Below are 19,341 nucleotides of genomic sequence, written 5' to 3'. Positions count from 1 at the left end.
ATAAAAAGTGTTTAAAAGGTGGATTAAATATGGCTTTGTATAACAATGTTCAACAATTAATAGGCAAAACACCTTTAATGGAAATTACCCATATTAAGATTCCTAATAATTGTCGTATATTTGCTAAATTAGAGTATTTAAATCCTGGTGGAAGTGTCAAAGATCGACTTGGCATTTCATTATTGGAGGACGCGGAGAATCGGGGTGTAATACGCCCCGGCAGTACGATAATTGAGGCGACTGCTGGCAATACGGGAATCGGTTTAGCACTTGCTGCAATAGGAAAAAATTATCGTGTGATATTCGTTGTTCCTGAAAAATTCAGTCAAGAAAAACAAACATTAATGAAAGCTTTAGGTGCAGAAATAATCAATACTCCAACAGCATTAGGAATGCAAGGCGCTATAAAAAAGGTTAATGAACTGCTTGAAGACATATCGGATTCTTTTTCACCATCACAGTTCTCCAATCCTGCAAATCCTGCAACATATGAATATACACTTGGTCCTGAGATTTGGAAAGATTTAGATGGGAACCTTGATGTGTTTGTAGCAGGGGCAGGTTCTGGTGGTACTTTCATGGGAACAGCTCGTTACTTAAAAAGACAAAAAGCCACTTTGAAAACAGTTATTGTGGAACCAGTTGGCTCCATATTAAATGGAGGAAAGGCAGCATCCCATGTTACGGAAGGTATTGGAATGGAGTTTTTACCGAATTATATGGAAGAATCGTATTTTGATGCCATCCATACTATACAAGATAAGGATGCTTTCCAAGCTTTAAAAGAGTTAGCTAAGAAAGAAGGCTTGCTTGTAGGGAGTTCAGCTGGGGCCGCTTTCCACGCCTCTCTACTTGAAGCACAAGCGGCAAAACCAGGAAGTAATATTGTTACTGTATTTGCTGATTCGAGTGAACGCTATTTAAGTCAATCTATATACGAATTATTTGAAGAGGGGTCAGTATAAATGAGAGCAAAAACAAAATTTATACATGCTGGTATTGTTGGCGATGAAACAACTGGTGCAGTATCAACTCCTATTTATCAAGTAAGCACCTATAAACAAGATGCTGTTGGTAAATTTCGTGGGTATGAATACTCTCGAACAGGAAATCCAACACGCCATGCATTAGAAGTTTTAATTAGTGAACTTGAAAATGGACATGCTGGATTTGCTTTTAGTTCAGGAATGGCTGCTGTAAGCTCAGTAGTTATGCTTTTAAAACAAGGAGATCATATTATTGTAACTGATGATGTCTACGGAGGAACTTTTAGAGTTTTTACAAAAGTTTTAAATCGTTTCGGTATTGAGGCAACTTTTGTTGATACAGCTAATATTCAAGCTGTAGAAGATGCAATACAACCTAATACAAAAGCTATCTATATTGAAACTCCAACAAACCCATTGTTGAAAATAACAGATATAAAGCTGATAAGTACTTTAGCAAAACAGTACCAACTACTAACAATTGTCGATAACACTTTTTTAACCCCTTATTTGCAACAGCCAATCACACTTGGAGCAGATATTGTTCTGCATAGTGCAACTAAATATATTGGTGGGCATAGTGATGTAATAGCAGGTCTTGTCGTTGTAAGTAATGCAGAACTAGCAGAACAATTACACTTTGTTCAAAACTCTGTAGGCGCAATATTAGGGCCTCAGGATTCCTGGTTACTAATGCGTGGAATAAAAACTTTGCCAATTAGAGTAGAAGAAGTAAATTCAAATACACTAAGGGTAGCAGAGTTTTTGGAACAACACAGTAAGGTAGGCAAAGTATATTACCCAGGATTAATAAATCATCCAGGTCATGAATTACAAAAGAAACAAGCAACTGGCTTTGGTGGTATGATTTCTTTTGATGTAGGAAGTGCAGAAAAAGCAGAAGAAATGCTCTCGAAGTTACGTTATTTTACATTAGCAGAAAGTCTTGGTGCAGTAGAAAGCTTGATATCCATCCCAGCGCGTATGACACATGCTTCTATTCCTGCAAAACGTCGTGCGGAACTGGGGATAGTAGATGGACTTGTTCGCATTTCAGTAGGTATTGAAGATGTAGAAGATTTACTAGAAGACTTAGAACAAGCATTATAATAAAATAAATAGAAACAAAGTGATAGGCTACCTTTATAATAGAAGGTAGCTGTTTTATATAGGAGGAACAAAAATGAAGATAGTAGAACAATGTGAGCAAATGGTAAAAGATATTTATAATCAGTTTGATGCAAGTCATGATTGGCAACATATTGAACGAGTTATGCAAAATGCAAAAGCAATATTAAAAACGGAACCTTCAGCAGATATTGAATTAGTAGAACTTGCAGTTTTATTACACGATGTAAGTGATTCGAAATATACAGATTCAAAAGAAAATGAACTAAGAATATTACAACAGCTTAATATTTCAGAAAAAAGACAACAAACAATTCGAGAAATCATTGCTTCTGTGTCTTACAATGGAGGCAACCAATTAGAAGCCACATCCATTGAAGCGCAAATCGTACGTGATGCAGATCGCTTAGATGCTATCGGAGCGGTTGGTATTGCACGAACATTTGCATTCGGAGGAGCGAAAGGTCGCAAGCTCTATGATGACCAAGAAGAAGCACGCCATAATATGTCGGTTGAAGACTATCGCAATAAACAAACAGCTTCTGTTACACACTTTTATGAAAAGCTATTGTTACTTAAAGATTTAATGACAACAGAAAAAGGTAAGCAGATGGCTAAAGAACGGCATGAATTTATGGTATGCTTTTTAAAACAGCTTAAAAATGAAAGAGACGGGGAATTATGAGCCATTTAATTATATCTAACTTAACAAAAACGGTCGGAGATAAAACTCTATTCAAAAATATTGACTTTACTATTTATAGCGGTGAACGTGCAGGTTTAATTGGCATCAATGGCACCGGTAAATCGACCCTTATGTCTATACTGGCTGGAGATCTTGATGCAGACCAAATTGACAAAGATCACCCAAACAAATACCGCATCGCGCATTTACCTCAAAATCCTGAGTTTGCTCAAGATGAAACAGTATTACAAGCTGTATTCTCAGGAGATTCACCGATTTTAAAATTAAACCGTGATTATGAAGATACACTCTCTTTGCTCGGCAAAAATCCAGAATCATCACAATTACAAACTCAATTATTCCGTTTACAGCAAGAAATGGATACACAGCAAGCATGGGATGTTAATGCATTAGCGAAAACAGCTCTGACAAAGCTTGGCATTGAAATGTTTGATGAACAAGTAACCAATCTATCTGGTGGTCAACAAAAGCGTGTAGCTTTAGCGAAAGTACTAATTGAACCTGCAGATTTATATTTATTAGATGAGCCAACTAACCATTTGGATGTGCAATCAACTGAATGGCTACAAGAGATGGTACTACGTTTAAAAGGTGCAGTCATTTTCATCACCCATGACCGTTATTTCCTAGATGAAATTTCGACGCATATCTATGAACTCGCAGATCAAACATTGTATAAACATAAAGGTAATTATGGTGACTATTTAGAATCCAAAGCAATTCGCGAAGAAATGGCTGTTGCTACTCAAGCGAAAATGCGCAACCGTTATCGATCAGAGTTGAAATGGATTCGTCGCGGAGCACAAGCCCGTTCAACTAAGCAAAAAGCCCGTATCCAGCGCTTTGAAGAACTATCTGATAATATTGACCGTAATTCAGATGATGGTGGTCTTGAGCTTGGTTTAGCAACATCAAGACTAGGTAAAAAAGTATTGGAGGCAGAGAGTGTCACAAAATCTTTTGGTGAACGTCATATCATTAAAGATTTTTCATTCCTTTTACAGCAAGGAGATCGTATCGGTATTATCGGTGCTAATGGAGCAGGGAAAAGTACACTATTGAAAATGCTTGCTGGTGAAATTACACCTGATCAAGGTCGGATCGAAGTGGGTTCAACAGTCCGTATTGCTCATTTTACACAACAACTACCACAAATGAATGACAATCAACGTATGATTGAGTACATTCGTGAGTCAGCTAATGATATTCAAGATTCAGAAGGAGAACATCATTCGGCTGCCTCGATGTTAGAACGCTTTTTATTCCCATTGCATACACATGGAACGCCAATTGGGAAGCTCTCTGGTGGAGAACGTAAACGTCTTTATCTATTGAAATTGTTAATGGAACAACCTAATGTACTTTTACTAGATGAACCTACAAATGATTTAGATATAGAAACGCTTTCTGTTTTAGAAGACTTTATTGAACAATTCCCAGGTGTTGTAGTAACTATCTCCCATGACCGTTTCTTCTTAGATCGTATTGCGAAAAAGCTATGGATATTAGATGGACAAGGTGGAGTTGACGAAAGTCTCGACATCTACAGTGAATATTTAGCAGCACTTGGAGCTACACCGGCACCTGTGAAAGAAGAAAAAGTTGATAAACCAAAAGAACAAAAAGTGAAAACGCAAAAGAAAAAGCTTTCATTTAAAGAGCAAAAAGAATGGGAAACAATAGAAGCTGATATTGCAAAATTAGAAGAAGCGATTATGGATGCAGAAGAAGGTGTATCTGCAGCAGGTTCGGATTTCACAAAACTTCAACAATTAACAGCTGAATTGGAAGAACTAAATGCAAAGTATGAGCACCTTATTGAACGATGGGAATACTTACAGGACATTGTGAACCAATAAGAGGGGGATTATAAATGAAAATTTTAACTATAGAACCAACACCAAGTCCAAATACAATGAAAATCGTTCTAGATCATGAATTGCCATTTGGGAAAGCACATAACTATAACGAAGCCAATAAAATGGATTCGCCTAAAGAAGTACAGGACATACTAGCAATCGAAGGCGTCAAAGGCGTCTATCACGTAGCAGATTTCCTAGCAGTAGAACGTATTGCAAAGTATGACTGGGAAAATATATTAGCAGCTGTTCGCATTGCATTTGGTGAAGATGAACAAGCAAAGAAAAGTGAACAACAATTGGATGAGCATTTTGGAGAAGTGTACGTACATGTTCAAATGTTTAAAGGTATCCCTTTACAAGTCAAAGTGTTTGATAGTATTGCGGAAAAACGTTTTGGACTAGCAGCACTATTTATCAATGCTTTTAATGAAGCGATGAGTACAGATGAGAACTACATTTACGAACGTAAATGGGTAGACTATGGTGTACGTTACGGTGATAAACAGGAGATAGGAGATAGCGTTGTAGCAGAACTTGAAGCTTCATTCCCTCAACAACGTATTGATGAATTGATCTTGGCAAGTAAAGAGAAAAAAGACGTTGTTGAAACGCGTAAACGAAAAGTTTCCTTAGAAGAATTTTTAGTAGATGATTGGGAACTTCGATTCCAACTGTTAGATCAAATGGCAGATCCAGAAATTGAAGATTTACCTTTACTTGAAAAAGCGTTACAAGATGAAAAGATGTCTATTCGTCGTCTAGCAACTATTTATTTAGGTATGATCGAAGATGTGGCAGTTGTACCTTTGTTAGTACAAGCTTTAAACGATAAGAGCTCTTCAGTACGTCGAACTGCAGGGGATTGCATTAGTGATCTAGGTTTTGTAGAGTTTGAATCTGCAATGATGGAATCTCTTAAAGACCGCAACAAGCTTGTCCGTTGGCGTGCTGCTATGTACTTGTATGAAACGGGTACAGAAGCATCTCTAAAAGCTCTTGAAGAAGCAAGTGATGACAATGAATTTGAAGTTAAACTACAAGTGAAAATGGCTATTGCTCGCATTTCACAAGGTGAGGAAGCAAAGGGCTCAGTATGGAAACAGATGACAGAAGCCCGTGCTACAAAAAAAGGATAAAAATATAAATAAAGAAGACAGCTGGGTTTTAAATCCTGCGCTGTCTTTTTTTAACTGTTATTTTTAGATAATTGAAAAATACAATGGAAGTAGTCTTTAACAACAATTATTTTTTAAAATTAGTTCCTTTTTATTTTATTATAAAAATATAGTGTGACTTTTGTCTCTCTATAGTATAATGAGATGATTGTGTAAAAAGAAACAGAAAGGTTTTCGAGTAGTTAAATGATGACAGGAGAGATTGTATGATTTGTGGGAAATGCGATTGTGAAAAAAAACCAGCTTTAGTTGTGCAAAATTTCAAACTTAACGGTGGAGAACTACATATCCAAAATATACCATCATCCCTTTGTGACTGCGATGTATGGATAGCGCCTTCTATTAGAATGGAGCTCCAACGATATGCAACAGAAAACAGTCATTTACAAGGTATACATAATATTTCATTTGAAGAAATTTAATAAGAAAATTCATATGTAAATGTAAAAGGACTTCTGAAACTGGAAGTCCTTTTTAGTATTAATGATATTTAGTTTAATACATTGCGTTTTTTGCGTTCAGTAGTTGAGAATATGCGCAAGCTACGATAGATAAATTGTATACATAACAGAAATAAGATAACTCTAACAACAGAACTCTGAATAGGTGCTACGATAGAAAATATAAAAAGGGAAATACTTAGAACAATAAAGAATACAGCTGTATTGAAATCCTTCATCAAGAAAACTCCTTTTGAATACTGCATATGATTGTTCATTTATTTTTCTCGTATCACAAAAGTTCTATACGTTAAGAATGAAAATTAATTGTCGAAATCTAAATGAATCAAAGAAAAAGAATTATTTAACATCCTACAAGCAGATTTTAAAAATGTTAAGAATGTCTATTAATTGATTGGCGAATGAATTGAATAAGAATATCAATATAAATATCGAAAAAATATTGAAATATTTGTGAACATTTGTTTATAATTGTACTAATAAAAATAATTAGCATTAATTAGAAAAAATAATTCAGCAAACCCAAAAAGATGGTAAATGTAAAGGTTTAAAAAATCTTATATATTATAAATAACAGATGGCATATTAGAAAGGAGATCGTCTATGGACAGAATTAGACTTGTACCACATGATGTCATGTACGCTGAAAAAATATCATCATTAATTAGTTCGGAATTAGTAAAAAATGCACTGGGTATGGATGATTGTCAAACTTCTGTTAATGGAGTACTCAATTTTATACGTGGCATGCAACTTGCGGAAAGAGAGAATCAACAATTATCGCGTGTAATAATAAATGATACTTCTGAAATTGTAGGTGTTACGACACTAAAAGATATAGAGCATGAAAAGAAGTTATGCCATATTGGTACTTGGATTGCGGATCCTTTTTGGGGACTTGGATATAATGAGCAAGCGAAAGAACAGATACTATTTATAGCGTTTACTCAATTTAATTTAGAGTATGTATTTGCCGGTGCTAGAGTAGAAAACATTCGCTCTCAAAAGGCCCAAGCCAAACTCCCTTATATGACATTGTCAGTTGAAGAAGAATTTCCTGAAGAACTAATAAAAATGGAGCGTCAAGAAAAAACACCATGTGTCTTAAATGTCATTAAAAGAGACGATTTCCTAGCATGGTACCAAAAGTGTTATTATGATAAAGTTGTTAATGATTAAAAAAACGATTCCTATATGTAGGAGTCGTTTTTTAATTGAAAAAAGACATAGAATTAGAGTATTAATTGGTGAATTGTAATTATTTGAAACTAATAGTTCATATCACCCGTAGAATAATTAAAGAAGGGTGGTGAGTAGAATGTATTATCCATCTAAAAAAGATGTTTTGGTAGCTGTTGTTAATTGGGCTGTTATATTATCTTGTTTTCTACCCTTAGCAATTCAAAGAGATTACGAAGCTCTATTTTTTACTATTCCACTAGCGTTATTTCTAGGATGGAGTTGGTTTACTACGGGATATAGAATTTCTAACGAACTACTGATAATCCAAAGTGGACCTCTAAAAAAGAGAATTCCTAAAAAGAATATCGAAAAAGTTTCCAGCACTAAAAATCCATTAGCTTCTTCCGCACTGTCATTTGATCGCATTGAAATTAGTTATGGAACCGACTATGGCATGGCAATAGTTTCTCCCAAGAATAAGAGTGCATTTGTAAAGCACTTAAAAAATATTAATCCACAAATTGAGTTAGATAAAAGGTTAAGAGAGGTGATGTAAAAGTGATTTTATGAATCACTGAAATCGCCTCTTTTTACACGATTCTTATTTTTTTATGCGTTTTTGAATGTCCTCTAATGTTGGGAGTGCAGCAAATGCTCCTTTTTTAGTTGTAGTTAAAGCCCCACATTGATTGGCAAAGGACAGTAAGTCGTCAGCGGATTGTATACAATAATTAACTAATTCATTCAACTCAACATTACTTATTAACAGCTTATATAAGATTGCACCAATAAATGCGTCACCAGCCCCAGTAGTATCTTGTACGTTAACATCGCAACCTGGAACGCTGAAGGATGCATCCTTTGTGAAAAGAGTCGCGCCACTAGCCCCTTTTGTATAGATCACAACCTTTACATGACCTATAAACAAAGATGCAATTGCAGTCTCTACTTCATCGATACCAGTAATGAAAGCTAATTCTTCATCTGAAATTTTCACTATATCAGTAGAAGGAAAAAATTTTAATATAGTTTCTCTACAATTTGCTTTTGATTCCCATAGAGGGAGTCGAACATTTGGATCAAAGCTAATCAAAGTACCATGTTCACGTGCAAATGAAATAGCTTTTTTATGGGCTTCTTTCATGGGGCTTTCAACCAAATCAACCGAACAAAAATGCAATAAATCACCAGGTGTGAACCATTCTGATTTTATGTAATCTTCCTTATATAGCAAATCGGCAGAAGGATTTCTATAAAAAGAAAAATCTCTTTCTCCATCGTTAGTTAAAGATATAAATGCAAGGGCTGTGTTTGCCTCCTTTGTTATTTTTATTAAATTTGTGTTTACCTTTAATTGCTGCAAAGCTTCGATTAAGAATCGACCGAAAGCGTCTGCTCCTACTTGGCTAATTAGTGAAGCGTTTCCCCCAAGTTTTGCTACAGTTGCCGCTACATTTGCAGGGGCTCCACCCGCCATTTTTTCAAATGAAGCTACGTCTTTTAAAAGCATTCCTTGTTGTTGAGGGATGAAATCTATTAATACTTCTCCAATTGTATAAAGCGTTTTCATATAGGTTCCTCACTTTCAATATTCCATATATTCACTTTATTTTACATGGAAATGAAAAACAATGTTTAAGGTGATTTCTAATAGGTAAAGAATAGCAAATGTATGTGTTTTTATTCCAATTACTATTGCTGAACTGGTTTGAATAAATTATTATTTCACAGTAGTAAAGATATATAAAACACCCTTAAATTCACTGTTAATAGTAAAACTTGAGAAATTTTAGTATGATAATCTAAGTAAACTACAGTTATTATTTTGTTGCAATTATACGATTCTTACATAGCAAAACAGGAGGTCCCGATGAAAAAGCAATTGATCATAGCCATCACATGTTTAATGGTGATTGGTATAGGGCTATATACATTTATTCATGTATCGGCTACATATCAAAAGAAGTCCATATTTATCAAACAACAAACAATGGAAGAACCAAAATTCTTAACGGATAAAAGAGCCATTCTTTATGCATCATCACCGACAGAACAGCTAGAAAAAGGAACTGGAAAAAGTATGGCAATATTTATCGATAAAAAAGGATCTGCCTCAGCAATGGAAATGGCCGGAATGGAATTTGGAGTGAGTAAGTACAATGGTGAGCAATTGTACTTGGGTGACAGAAAAAGTGTTTATCTATTAGGTAAAAACGCACAGCAGTTTCCGATGAAACGTGATGAAATTCGCAATACGCTATCTGGATATCTTTCTTCAGAAGCAATCTTTTTTAGCTTATATAACACTGGTTTTAGTGAAAATGCAGATTATGATACTGGTGTTCGATATGGCAGTTCATCAGGCTTTAAAACAGCTTCTCTACCGTTTTATGTAGCAACAGCAGGTACTATGAAAAATCAAATAATTGTTTTAACACAAGATCTAGTCAAAGGAAACTTTGATTTGAAATCTATAGCTTTAAAAAACAAGGTCAATATAAAACAATTAGCATCAGTACCTTTACCACATGCTGAAGAATTGGATCCAATCTCATCTATTTTAGAAGATAAGGAAAACTATTATATTGTCCTATCCTATTTTGAAGACGATGCAAAAGAAGATATTTTGCTCGCAACCATCAATAAGCGAACATTCACTTTAGATGTAAAAAACCTGGCTGAGTATCGCAGTGAAGAAATTGTATCGAACTCTTTACCTTTTAACTTTGATAATTCAACGCATCTTCATAATCAGGAATTATATTATATTAACGGGTTAGGGGAAGTATATTCATACAATACTTCAAATGATGTTATACAAAAAAAGTTTCGACTTAACAGACCAACTGGTACGTTCCATCCAAAATTTGAGCAAGTCGATTTTAGAGGACAATCACTATTTTATTTAAATAACCGGAAAAAGGACGTTTATTTTCTAGAAAAATACGATCTTGTAACTGGTGAAATGATAGAAGAGCAAAAGGTAGTTAACTTGGATAAAATATTAAGATCAGATGTGAAAGATCTTACCTTATATAATTTGGAATTATTAAATTTGTAAAGAACACCCAGATGCTTCAATGCATTTGGGTCTTTTTTATGGAAAAATTCTTTCTTTAAGTTTGTAAACTCTATGTAACGAGTAAAGGGGGATAAGAATAAATCGTTACTTGTCATAATTACGTAATAACTGAACGACTAAAATAAGCATGCCGTGTCATGTATGGGAATTTTGGCCACTGTTTTTCAAGTAATTAACGTAGGCTTCAAACTCATATTTTTCACAAAAGTGATAAGTTCAGCATCTAATATGTAGTAACGACACTGCAAATTAATTTTTACTAGGGACAAGAATCCATATCAAAGGAGCTGAAAGATAATGGTCATAATAAGAAAACACTTAGTTTCACAATCAATCGCAAATAAAGTAACAAGTGGGACAGGAAACGGTCGCAAATGGATTACTATTCACGAAACAGATAATACAAGAAAAACTGCTAATGCAAATGCACATGCTCGTTTACAAGCAATGGGAAATAGCCGTGCTGCATCTTGGCACTGGACAGTAGACGATAAGGAAGCGGTACAATCATTTAATCATAGCGTAAAGTGTTGGGCTGCGGGGGATGGAAATGGCGATGGTAATGCAAACTCTATTCACATTGAAATTTGTGTGAATGAAGATGGAAATTACAAAAAAGCAGTAGAAAATACTGCCATTCTAGTTGCTAAAATTATGAAAGACGAAAAAATCTCCATTAGTAATGTTGTACAACACAATCATTGGAGTGGTAAAAACTGTCCATCTAAAATGAGAAGTGGTAAAGCAGCTTATACTTGGGCAACATTTCTTAAATTAGTTTCAAAAACAGAAATTATTACGGTTTCAAAGCCTACAACAAACAAGACTTTCCAAATCCAAGTGTTAGCAAACGTATTGAATTACTATGACGGCCCAAGATGGTCAAAACCAACTGGTACATTAAAAAAAGGAGTAAAGTTAACGATTGAAAAGAAAGTACTTGTAGGTGGTTCTGCAATGTATAAAACAATTAGTGGAACATATGTAACAGCAAACTCTAAATATGTCAAAAAGCTTTAAATCCTCAAATAATAAGTCAATTGATTTTGGCTCATTTTGAATCGGAGGGAGGTAAGTTTTATGGCATTCAATAATCCAAGATGGAGAAGGTTCGTAAGTGCTCACTTACTCAAACGTGTGGAACCTATTGCAGGTAGTATAGTGTATTGTAAATTACTTGGACTTCCAAATAGGATAATTGGTACTCCAGATCATACAGGTATTTATGTTGGTAGAAAAAGAGTAATAGAGTTGAATGGTAACGAAAAAATTATAGAAGTAGATTATTATAATTTTTTAAATGGCTCATCTGTACGCTCTGGAACAGAATTATATGTAGCTTGTGATATGAATGGTAATGTCTTGTATGACCCAGCAATTGCTAGAAGGGCGATAGCTGCAAGAAATACGCACAATGGTTACCATCTTATTAGAAACAATTGCCATATGTTCACATCACGTTGCATCAAAGGTACAAACAATGATCCACTAGATGCAACATTTAAGAATGTGGAGAGAAATATTAAAAAGCATTTTGGCGTTCCTATGATTAGTTGGCGAACTGTAAAACAGTGAATTCTCCTCTGGTTAAATGATTGTTCAGTGAACATTAAGACAAAAAATCACATTAGTGAAAATAGTAAAAGTACCAGGCCAAGATTTACGTCAATCTTGGCGTTTTTTTGTTCAAAGTTTTAGGGAAGTATGTATTTTGTGTAAGGGCATATTTAGTTTCTATCAATCTTTCGCTCTATTCTAGCTAATTGAGCAACTACAAAATCTAATTGTTTTTGCATATTTTTCAATTGGCGGTTATTATTTGATTGGCTCTTTGTATTTTTCTGTTCCTCTTCCTGAACTTCATTTACCTCCTCTACAAGAGCCAGCGCAAATAAAGCATCGGAAATTACTCTAATAGTCGCCGCAAGAATCTCGATTTTGTCGGAATTTTTTGTTCCGGGTATTGCAGAATTTATTATTTCATCTAAATCTATATTATTCTTCAATGTATTACCCTCCTTCATTTTAAAACCATAGTTTCTATTAATTACAGTTGAGATAATTCAATTAAAAAGCCAATTTAATGATAAAGTAACGATCTTCTTATATGGATTTTGGTTATTTACCTGAATTTCTATAACTAATAAAAGCGCTTTTTAAAGCTGCATAATTTCCTACAGCTGCATATCCATAAAACCAGCCCATAAATATACCAGCAAGTAAATCGTGTCGGTGGCTAATGAAAATAGAAATTAATAAACCAAAGAATAACGCAATTGTAGGTACAAATTTTGAAGGAGTATGATAAATGATTTTAATTAGTTGAGTAATAATCATTATTATTGGAATGGCAATAACTGCATCCCAAAAATTTGTATGGATAATAGGGAAATTCATGCGCACACCACTTTCAACTGTTTGATTATATTTTCACCTTAAATTAAGTAAATATTCATGTATTTATCAGAAGTTGAAGTATGAGTGACATGTAAAAAAAGTGTAATGAAGATTTTGTATTAAAGTGGACATTTTAATTTTGACCAAGTTCAATTTTTAATGTTAATTTTTAAATCAAAATGTCTCCAAAAAAATAAAGACTTATTATCGTAAGTGCATAACGAATGCTCTTTTAGAATTTAAAGTCCTTCTATAGTGTATGATAATCTTATGAAGGTGTAACTTGTACAAAATGTACTGTAAATAATGCAAGTGAAAGAAAGTAGTGTAGCTTAACTTCATACGGAATTTAATATACATAGGAGTTAGTATCAAATGTATTTAGCAAATGATCTACCTTTCATTTGTGAAATGATTTTATTTGATTGTGTTCCATTTTATTTTGGTAAAAGTTTCATTGAGTTCATTTGCATAATCATGTATGACGGCATATCATGAAAATAGAGATAATTGTTTTCAAAAAAGATAATTGTTTCATGATTTTAAGATTGTCTTATGGTCAATCGGTTAAGGAGGTCTATGGGATGGACGCAATTGATGTATTAACAAACTTAGAGAAATTGAAGGTATACTACCAGCCCATTTTTAGTGCAGACGAGCATGTTGTTATTGCATATGAAGTCTCTGGCAAGCTTATAGATAATGAAGAGGTTATAAATTTAAATACATTTGCCTACGATGACGATATTCCAGAAGAGTACCGGGTGGAAGTAGAGCATAAAATTTTGCATTTGGCTCTTTCCCAACTAGCGGAAGAATCAAAAGATTTCAATATTTATCTACCGTGTAATGCCAACTTGTTAATACTTGACTATGGGGAAATTTTTTTTGAAATTATAAAAAAATACATACCCGAGGAAGAGCTTAGTCGAATTGTTCTTGTAATTTCAGAGCATAATTTTAATGGTGAATTCAGACAGTTAAATAATATCATTCGTTATTATCAAACTTATGGTATGAAAATTGCAATTAATCAAGTTGGTTCTGAAAGTCATTGGGACTATATTAAAACGCTTTCCCCTAATATTTTGAAGTTGGATATAGAGCAATTGAGTTATCAATCTTGGGGTGAACAAAATGATTTGTTCACATCACTTGGTAAATTAGCGCGTAAAATTGGTGCAAATATGTTATTTGAGGGTATTGATAAAGAATACAAACTTCAATTTGCGTGGAAAAATGGTGGGCGTTATTATCAAGGGAAATATCTAGCTGATGTACATACAGGAACAATTCCACGGGATCAATTAAAGAAAAGTTTTAAAGAGCGATGTCAGCAGTTTATCTCAACAGAAAAGCGCTTGTTAGAAGATAATTATAATGCATTAAAAAATTTGCAAACTACTTTAGAGAAATCCGTACAACGTATAAAGCCTTCGAGCGACAATACGGACCAACTTCTAGCGCTTGCTAAAGAGCTTGATGCATATTCCTTCCGACTTTATATATGTGATGGTGAGGGATTTCAAACATCACCTAATATCATGTGTATCGATAAGAAATGGCATATACAAGAAGAAGCGGTTAATAAAAATTGGAGCTGGCGTCCATACTTCTTAAAAACAATTATTGAAATGCGTAATGACCAAAGTGGTGTTTTATCTGACTTATATAGCGATATTGACACAGGAGAATTGACACGTACTTTCTCAATACCGGTAAATGTGAATGAATACCTATTTATTGATATTTCCTACGATTATTTATACAACCATAATATTTTTAGATGAAAATGGGTACTGCTAAGGGAGAGATTTTCTCAATCTTGCAGTACTTTTTTCATTTTGAAATTAGTTTAAAAAAAATTTATTTACAGCTATTTTTTCTCAGAGGGAATTTTTTGCCTAAATTCATTTGCATACGTACTAAACTGCAACCACCACGAATCATTTACTTTACATCTTCTCTATATTTCAATTTCTGCGTAGTTGAAATGTCTTCATTTAATTTTTCTCATCCTAATTTATTTTTTGCAATTCCTTTAATGTATTTTCTGATTCGTTTTAGAATCAGCGTGTGTGGGTATGTTAATTGGGTAAGCTTATATAGATGTAAAACTTAAGGAGGTTACTGAATTTATGTCAATAAGTAAAGAGCTTCAGACCCTAAAAGAATTTAAGTGTAACGATCGTTGTGTGTTGAGTGTGTATTTAAATACTAATCCAGCTGATCCTGATCAGCTGAAAGGTGCATGGAAAATTCATTTAAAAAGTGGTTTAAAGCGAATGGAAGAGTATATAACAGCTTCTAAAAATGAGGATGAACTAAAAGCATTTAAAACAGTGAAAGATAAAGTCGTTAAAGAAATAGATGACCATTCGAATGAATTGCGAAAAGGAGTCGTAATTTTTGCTTCGGACAATCCAAGTTTGTGGTCGGTCCACTATGTACAAGTACAGGTGAAAACGAGCTTTCACTGGGAGGATCATCCGGTACTTGAAGAGATGGAATACATGTATAAGGCTTACCCAGATGCGGGCATTATCTTACCGAGCTTTGGGGAGGTACGTATTCTGGATACAGCAATGGGCTTCTTAAATGATGAACTTATTTACGATTTCGAACCGAATCTGGAAGAATGGGGAAATCGAAAAAAAGTGACTCCTGACAATCACCCTGGCATTGGAAGCAGCAAAGCAGGTGCTTTAGAACCTCGGCTGAAAGAAAATTTGGGACGATTCTTTAAAGGAATGGGCGAAATTGTAGAACGATTGAAGAAAGAGCGTGGCTGGAAGGAGATACATGTGGCCGGAGAAATTGAAATGGCAAAGGCTTTTGCCGAAACCTTACGCGAAAAACCAGCTAGTTGTATTCACAAAAACATGAACAACAGCAGCGCCAACGAAGTGCTCCACGAAATTTTTGAAAAATAACGATGTATTCCAAAAAACTAACTGACTCATTTCTTAAGAGCCAGTTAGTTTTTTTGCGTTCTAGGTCATGAATTAATTGAACAAGTTAAACCTATAAAGTCTGAAGGCACTAAGTACCTGATTTTGTGACTACGAAAAAATTTGCGGTAAGAATTATGTTATCTCAATGACCTTGAACCGCTATTAAGGCTTGTAATTAACTAGCTATAGAGTTTAACATCCCATTTAATATAGTGATAGAAGCAGCATTACGCTTAAAAACTATCTTTTATCAGTTTGAACTTAAGTCATTCCAAAACTTCAGGAGGTAACGGTACACACGTTTTATACCATTACCCTTAGATAGTCATATGTGAAAATTCAATATTCGGTATAACACAGTGCATCCAACTACAAGAAATGATAATATGTATGATGAGTAAAGGATTTTGCAATAGATAAATATTATTTTATATGTTGCAAAAGGAGGATATAAAATGAATAACGAACATAATTTTTGGCTTGATTTACCGAAGCCATTTTTTATATTAGCACCAATGGAAGATGTTACAGACGTTGTTTTTCGCCACGTCATTAGTGAAGCAGCAAAACCTGACGTATTTTTTACGGAGTTTACAAGTACAGATAGTTATTGCCTTTCTGACGGAAAAGATAGTATGCGTGGGCGTTTAACATTTACGGAAGATGAACAACCTATTGTCGCTCATATTTGGGGCGATAAACCTGAGTATTTTAAACAGATGAGTATCGATATGAAAAAACTTGGTTTTCGTGGGATTGATTTAAATATGGGCTGCCCCGCACCAAACGTTTCATCAAAAGGAAGAGGTGCTGGATTAATTCAACGTCCTGAACTGGCAGCAGAAATTATTCAAGCAGCAAAAGCTGGTGGATTACCAGTTAGCGTTAAAACAAGATTAGGTTATCTCGACATTAACGAATGGCGCGATTGGTTAGGACATGTATTGAAACAAGATATTGCGAACCTTTCTATTCACCTTCGTTCGAAAAAAGAAATGAGTAAGGTAGATGCACATTGGGAACTAATCCCCGAAATAAAAAAACTTCGAGATGAAATTGCTCCAAATACGTTATTAACAATTAACGGAGATATCCCTGACCGAGCAACAGGTTTAAAATTAGTAAATCAATACGGCATTGATGGCGTAATGATTGGCCGCGGCGTTTTCACGAATCCTTTTGCTTTTGAAAAAGAACCTAAAGAACATAGTATGAAAGAGTTTCTCAATTTATTACTTTTACAGTTAGATCTTCACGATAAATATTCAAAAGAAATCGAACCTCGTCCATTTAAGCCACTTCTTCGCTTTTTCAAAATCTATACTCGGGGATTTGAAGGTGCAAGTGAACTGAGAACCCAGTTAATGGATACAAAATCAACGGATGAAGTCCGTCGATTAGTACAACAATTTTTAGAATTAGACTTATGTCAAGCACGGGGGACGGAGATAGGTTCCGCGTCCAACAATAAAATATATAATGACTAACAAAATAGTAGATGGGTAGCTTATGCTGATCTTTTAAGAACTTACATTTTTCATGTAGGCTTAGAATATAGTACAAGCATCACTACTAGGTAATTAATCCGAAAAAAATAAAGCCCGCTTAGTTGAGCTTAATGCTGGAATGAACAGCTACAGTCCCAACTAAGAGGGTTTTTTAAATATATGAATTTAACTACACCAAGCGAGTTACGTTCAAGTCCATTATGTCGTGAACCTTCTAATAGAGAAAGAATATCCTTTATTTTATTATTTCGGGTAAAAAAGTAATAAAGACATGTTGTTATTTTAACTGGAATAAGAGTCTATTATGAAATAAAGACTGTTCAATACATCCCGTTGCCATAGGCCTTTCATTCCTATAAATGTAGAGTATATAACTGGTTTTATTGACATAATTTTACTGAAAATTATATCCTTATTATGAAGTTTGGGAGAGTAAATTAATTTCAAGGGGGATATTTCTAATGTCAAGAGACGACAATGAAGCTGAAAGTTTTTATACAGCAAGAGCTGGAGAAATCTGTTTTTGTTTTTTAATTATCTGTTTATGTATTTGGGGATTATACGATTATATAACAACGGGAGAACTACATTTTCAGTGGGCATTGATGTTTTTATCTATTTTAATATTTTATAGAGTTAAATCTTTTTTATTAAAAAAAAATAAAAAAGAAGATTTACATATAAAACCATAATTATATTTTTTGCAATAACTGATATGGAAATTGTATCCTTCTTACTCGTTTTGTTTTTCTTAATATCTACATCGCTCGTCTTTACTTCAGGTGTGTAGTCTTCAGCTAAGAAATAATGGACATTACCGGAAAAGAGAGCATTTTGATCAATCTTTGTTCAATGTGCTTTCTCTAAGCAAAAATATTTCGTCAATTAATTCACCGTTATTTACCACTTGACGTTTGTCTTGCAAAATAGTAATATGAAACAAACTTCACATGAAGTAAACTTCACTTCAGGGGAATAAGTTGTTTAGGAGAGGAATGTTTGAAAAATCTATTCATACAGCGTTTTTTAGTCTCAACCTTGATAATTATAGTGGGAATCATTCAAATAATACTTGATACATCAGTAGGATTTAATTTTGGCTATATCATAGTATTCCTAGGTGGAATAATTTTGTTGTACTCAATAATTTCTAACATTAAATCCCGAAAGAATAAATCACTAGAAAAAGAATTAGCGAAGGAATATGACGAAAGAGATGCTTTAATTGATGGGAAAGTTGCTCGCTTTTCCATGCATATTCTGATATCCGAAATTTTAATTCTTATGTTTTTAACTAACTTTGTGGTGATTCCAACAAATACTACATTATTAGTTGTCTTAATATCTTTAATAATTATTGAATTTGGGTCTAGAAAGTATTACAATCATTTCCTTTAATCTGGAGGATTTATGAAAAATAGAGTAAAAGAATTGCGAATAGAATACGGTATAACGCAACAAGAATTAGCTGATAAAGTAAGTGTATCTTCTAGAACAATCATCTCATTAGAAAAACAAAAGTATAATCTATCTGTGCTACTTGCATATAAAATAGCTTCAGTTTTTAATTTACCGATCGAAGAAACTTTTGTTTTCGATGAGGATGACAAATAATATATTTCATAAAGATGCACATATTTAACAAACAACGGAGGAATTAAAATGCTTTCTATATTATTTATTTTTGGGGTAGTTTTAGTGATTTGGGGTATTTATCGTATGAAAACAGATGATGGATTATTTGGGAAAAATCGAAAAAGTAAAAACATATTCAATTTATTTCTAATGGGAGAGGCTTCAGGACTAGGGCAATTTTTGAGTGGGATTCTGTGTATTGTTATAGGGATTATCGCATTTTTTGTGAAGTAAAATTTGGGGAGATTGTGTAAATTTCACTTTA

The 19,341-nt window shown here is 33.9% G+C and carries 21 protein-coding genes; 18 read left to right on the top strand and 3 right to left on the bottom strand.

Annotation, left to right across the window (positions count from 1 at the left end; genetic code table 11):
• Window positions 1-29 precede the first annotated feature (29 nt).
• From AMD00_RS11180 to AMD00_RS11145, 8 genes are all read left to right on the top strand, one after another.
• Complete coding sequence (locus AMD00_RS11180; protein WP_053417152.1) at window positions 30-965, top strand: PLP-dependent cysteine synthase family protein; 936 nt, start codon at window positions 30-32, stop codon at window positions 963-965.
• Window positions 966-2,096 carry a bifunctional cystathionine gamma-lyase/homocysteine desulfhydrase gene (locus AMD00_RS11175; RefSeq protein ID WP_053417151.1) on the top strand — a complete coding sequence of 377 codons (1,131 nt, stop codon included), beginning with the start codon at window positions 966-968 and terminating at the stop codon, window positions 2,094-2,096.
• A gap of 73 nt (window positions 2,097-2,169) precedes the next feature.
• The gene (locus AMD00_RS11170; protein WP_053417150.1) at window positions 2,170-2,799 is read left to right on the top strand and encodes an HD domain-containing protein; all 630 of its coding nucleotides are present in this window, start codon (window positions 2,170-2,172) and stop codon (window positions 2,797-2,799) included.
• Window positions 2,796-4,679 (top strand): ABC-F family ATP-binding cassette domain-containing protein, encoded by a 1,884-nt coding sequence (locus AMD00_RS11165; protein ID WP_053417149.1) that lies wholly within the window; start codon window positions 2,796-2,798, stop codon window positions 4,677-4,679. The genes AMD00_RS11170 and AMD00_RS11165 overlap by 4 nt, the downstream gene beginning before the upstream one ends.
• A gap of 14 nt (window positions 4,680-4,693) precedes the next feature.
• The gene (locus AMD00_RS11160; RefSeq protein ID WP_053417148.1) at window positions 4,694-5,818 is read left to right on the top strand and encodes a conserved virulence factor C family protein; all 1,125 of its coding nucleotides are present in this window, start codon (window positions 4,694-4,696) and stop codon (window positions 5,816-5,818) included.
• Between the two features lie 245 nt (window positions 5,819-6,063).
• Window positions 6,064-6,279, top strand: coding sequence for a hypothetical protein (locus tag AMD00_RS11155; protein ID WP_053417147.1), 216 nt, complete (start codon window positions 6,064-6,066; stop codon window positions 6,277-6,279).
• Between the two features lie 642 nt (window positions 6,280-6,921).
• Window positions 6,922-7,497, top strand: a complete 576-nt coding sequence (locus AMD00_RS11150; RefSeq protein ID WP_053417146.1) for a GNAT family N-acetyltransferase — start codon at window positions 6,922-6,924, stop codon at window positions 7,495-7,497.
• Window positions 7,498-7,636: 139 nt separating this feature from the next.
• Window positions 7,637-8,056, top strand: a complete 420-nt coding sequence (locus tag AMD00_RS11145) for a PH domain-containing protein (protein WP_053417145.1) — start codon at window positions 7,637-7,639, stop codon at window positions 8,054-8,056.
• Between the two features lie 45 nt (window positions 8,057-8,101).
• On the opposite strand, the gene AMD00_RS11140 is transcribed toward AMD00_RS11145, so the two are convergent.
• On the bottom strand, window positions 8,102-9,070 hold the full coding sequence (locus tag AMD00_RS11140) for a carbohydrate kinase family protein (protein WP_053417144.1): 969 nt from the start codon (window positions 9,068-9,070) through the stop codon (window positions 8,102-8,104).
• Between the two features lie 300 nt (window positions 9,071-9,370).
• On the opposite strand from AMD00_RS11140, the gene AMD00_RS11135 reads away from it, so the two are divergent.
• From AMD00_RS11135 to AMD00_RS11125, 3 genes are all read left to right on the top strand, one after another.
• Window positions 9,371-10,561, top strand: a complete 1,191-nt coding sequence (locus AMD00_RS11135; protein WP_053417143.1) for a hypothetical protein — start codon at window positions 9,371-9,373, stop codon at window positions 10,559-10,561.
• 318 nt (window positions 10,562-10,879) lie between these two features.
• On the top strand, window positions 10,880-11,602 hold the full coding sequence (locus tag AMD00_RS11130) for an N-acetylmuramoyl-L-alanine amidase (RefSeq protein WP_053417142.1): 723 nt from the start codon (window positions 10,880-10,882) through the stop codon (window positions 11,600-11,602).
• Window positions 11,603-11,662: 60 nt separating this feature from the next.
• Window positions 11,663-12,157 carry a hypothetical protein gene (locus AMD00_RS11125; protein ID WP_053417141.1) on the top strand — a complete coding sequence of 165 codons (495 nt, stop codon included), beginning with the start codon at window positions 11,663-11,665 and terminating at the stop codon, window positions 12,155-12,157.
• A 152-nt stretch (window positions 12,158-12,309) separates the two neighbouring features.
• Here the strand turns inward: AMD00_RS11125 and AMD00_RS11120 are convergent, their stop codons facing one another.
• Together AMD00_RS11120 and AMD00_RS11115 are read right to left on the bottom strand one after the other, a co-directional pair.
• A complete protein-coding gene (locus AMD00_RS11120; RefSeq protein ID WP_053417140.1) occupies window positions 12,310-12,588 on the bottom strand; it encodes a hypothetical protein in 279 nt (92 codons plus the stop codon).
• Between the two features lie 112 nt (window positions 12,589-12,700).
• Window positions 12,701-12,979, bottom strand: a complete 279-nt coding sequence (locus tag AMD00_RS11115) for a hypothetical protein (RefSeq protein WP_053417139.1) — start codon at window positions 12,977-12,979, stop codon at window positions 12,701-12,703.
• Between the two features lie 584 nt (window positions 12,980-13,563).
• On the opposite strand from AMD00_RS11115, the gene AMD00_RS11110 reads away from it, so the two are divergent.
• The 7 genes from AMD00_RS11110 (at window position 13,564) to AMD00_RS11080 (ending at window position 19,310) form a co-directional block, all read left to right on the top strand.
• The gene (locus AMD00_RS11110) at window positions 13,564-14,769 is read left to right on the top strand and encodes an EAL domain-containing protein (RefSeq protein WP_053417138.1); all 1,206 of its coding nucleotides are present in this window, start codon (window positions 13,564-13,566) and stop codon (window positions 14,767-14,769) included.
• 348 nt (window positions 14,770-15,117) lie between these two features.
• A complete protein-coding gene (locus AMD00_RS11105; protein ID WP_053417137.1) occupies window positions 15,118-15,912 on the top strand; it encodes a VLRF1 family aeRF1-type release factor in 795 nt (264 codons plus the stop codon).
• Between the two features lie 476 nt (window positions 15,913-16,388).
• The gene (locus AMD00_RS11100) at window positions 16,389-17,420 is read left to right on the top strand and encodes a tRNA dihydrouridine synthase (protein ID WP_053417136.1); all 1,032 of its coding nucleotides are present in this window, start codon (window positions 16,389-16,391) and stop codon (window positions 17,418-17,420) included.
• A 482-nt stretch (window positions 17,421-17,902) separates the two neighbouring features.
• The gene (locus AMD00_RS11095) at window positions 17,903-18,133 is read left to right on the top strand and encodes a hypothetical protein (protein ID WP_053417135.1); all 231 of its coding nucleotides are present in this window, start codon (window positions 17,903-17,905) and stop codon (window positions 18,131-18,133) included.
• 307 nt (window positions 18,134-18,440) lie between these two features.
• Entirely contained in the window at window positions 18,441-18,839 is a 399-nt protein-coding gene (locus tag AMD00_RS11090; protein WP_053417134.1) for a hypothetical protein, read from the top strand.
• A 12-nt stretch (window positions 18,840-18,851) separates the two neighbouring features.
• The gene (locus AMD00_RS11085) at window positions 18,852-19,055 is read left to right on the top strand and encodes a helix-turn-helix transcriptional regulator (RefSeq protein WP_053417133.1); all 204 of its coding nucleotides are present in this window, start codon (window positions 18,852-18,854) and stop codon (window positions 19,053-19,055) included.
• A 48-nt stretch (window positions 19,056-19,103) separates the two neighbouring features.
• A complete protein-coding gene (locus AMD00_RS11080) occupies window positions 19,104-19,310 on the top strand; it encodes a hypothetical protein (protein WP_053417132.1) in 207 nt (68 codons plus the stop codon).
• Window positions 19,311-19,341 lie beyond the last annotated feature (31 nt).

It is taken from the genome of Viridibacillus arvi, from assembly GCF_001274945.1.
In the GTDB taxonomy this organism is placed as follows: Bacteria; Bacillota; Bacilli; order Bacillales_A; family Planococcaceae; genus Viridibacillus; species Viridibacillus arvi.
Note: the sequence above shows the minus strand (reverse complement) of the source record. Positions and strands in the feature narration are given on the sequence as shown.

Coding starts and splice junctions, on each gene's coding strand:
- AMD00_RS11180 (WP_053417152.1), top strand. CDS start 30: ATGGCTTTGTATAACAATGTTCAACAATTAATAGGCAAAACACCTTTA.
- AMD00_RS11175 (WP_053417151.1), top strand. CDS start 966: ATGAGAGCAAAAACAAAATTTATACATGCTGGTATTGTTGGCGATGAA.
- AMD00_RS11170 (WP_053417150.1), top strand. CDS start 2,170: ATGAAGATAGTAGAACAATGTGAGCAAATGGTAAAAGATATTTATAAT.
- AMD00_RS11165 (WP_053417149.1), top strand. CDS start 2,796: ATGAGCCATTTAATTATATCTAACTTAACAAAAACGGTCGGAGATAAA.
- AMD00_RS11160 (WP_053417148.1), top strand. CDS start 4,694: ATGAAAATTTTAACTATAGAACCAACACCAAGTCCAAATACAATGAAA.
- AMD00_RS11155 (WP_053417147.1), top strand. CDS start 6,064: ATGATTTGTGGGAAATGCGATTGTGAAAAAAAACCAGCTTTAGTTGTG.
- AMD00_RS11150 (WP_053417146.1), top strand. CDS start 6,922: ATGGACAGAATTAGACTTGTACCACATGATGTCATGTACGCTGAAAAA.
- AMD00_RS11145 (WP_053417145.1), top strand. CDS start 7,637: ATGTATTATCCATCTAAAAAAGATGTTTTGGTAGCTGTTGTTAATTGG.
- AMD00_RS11140 (WP_053417144.1), bottom strand. CDS start 9,070: ATGAAAACGCTTTATACAATTGGAGAAGTATTAATAGATTTCATCCCT.
- AMD00_RS11135 (WP_053417143.1), top strand. CDS start 9,371: ATGAAAAAGCAATTGATCATAGCCATCACATGTTTAATGGTGATTGGT.
- AMD00_RS11130 (WP_053417142.1), top strand. CDS start 10,880: ATGGTCATAATAAGAAAACACTTAGTTTCACAATCAATCGCAAATAAA.
- AMD00_RS11125 (WP_053417141.1), top strand. CDS start 11,663: ATGGCATTCAATAATCCAAGATGGAGAAGGTTCGTAAGTGCTCACTTA.
- AMD00_RS11115 (WP_053417139.1), bottom strand. CDS start 12,979: ATGAATTTCCCTATTATCCATACAAATTTTTGGGATGCAGTTATTGCC.
- AMD00_RS11110 (WP_053417138.1), top strand. CDS start 13,564: ATGGACGCAATTGATGTATTAACAAACTTAGAGAAATTGAAGGTATAC.
- AMD00_RS11105 (WP_053417137.1), top strand. CDS start 15,118: ATGTCAATAAGTAAAGAGCTTCAGACCCTAAAAGAATTTAAGTGTAAC.
- AMD00_RS11100 (WP_053417136.1), top strand. CDS start 16,389: ATGAATAACGAACATAATTTTTGGCTTGATTTACCGAAGCCATTTTTT.
- AMD00_RS11095 (WP_053417135.1), top strand. CDS start 17,903: ATGTCAAGAGACGACAATGAAGCTGAAAGTTTTTATACAGCAAGAGCT.
- AMD00_RS11085 (WP_053417133.1), top strand. CDS start 18,852: ATGAAAAATAGAGTAAAAGAATTGCGAATAGAATACGGTATAACGCAA.
- AMD00_RS11080 (WP_053417132.1), top strand. CDS start 19,104: ATGCTTTCTATATTATTTATTTTTGGGGTAGTTTTAGTGATTTGGGGT.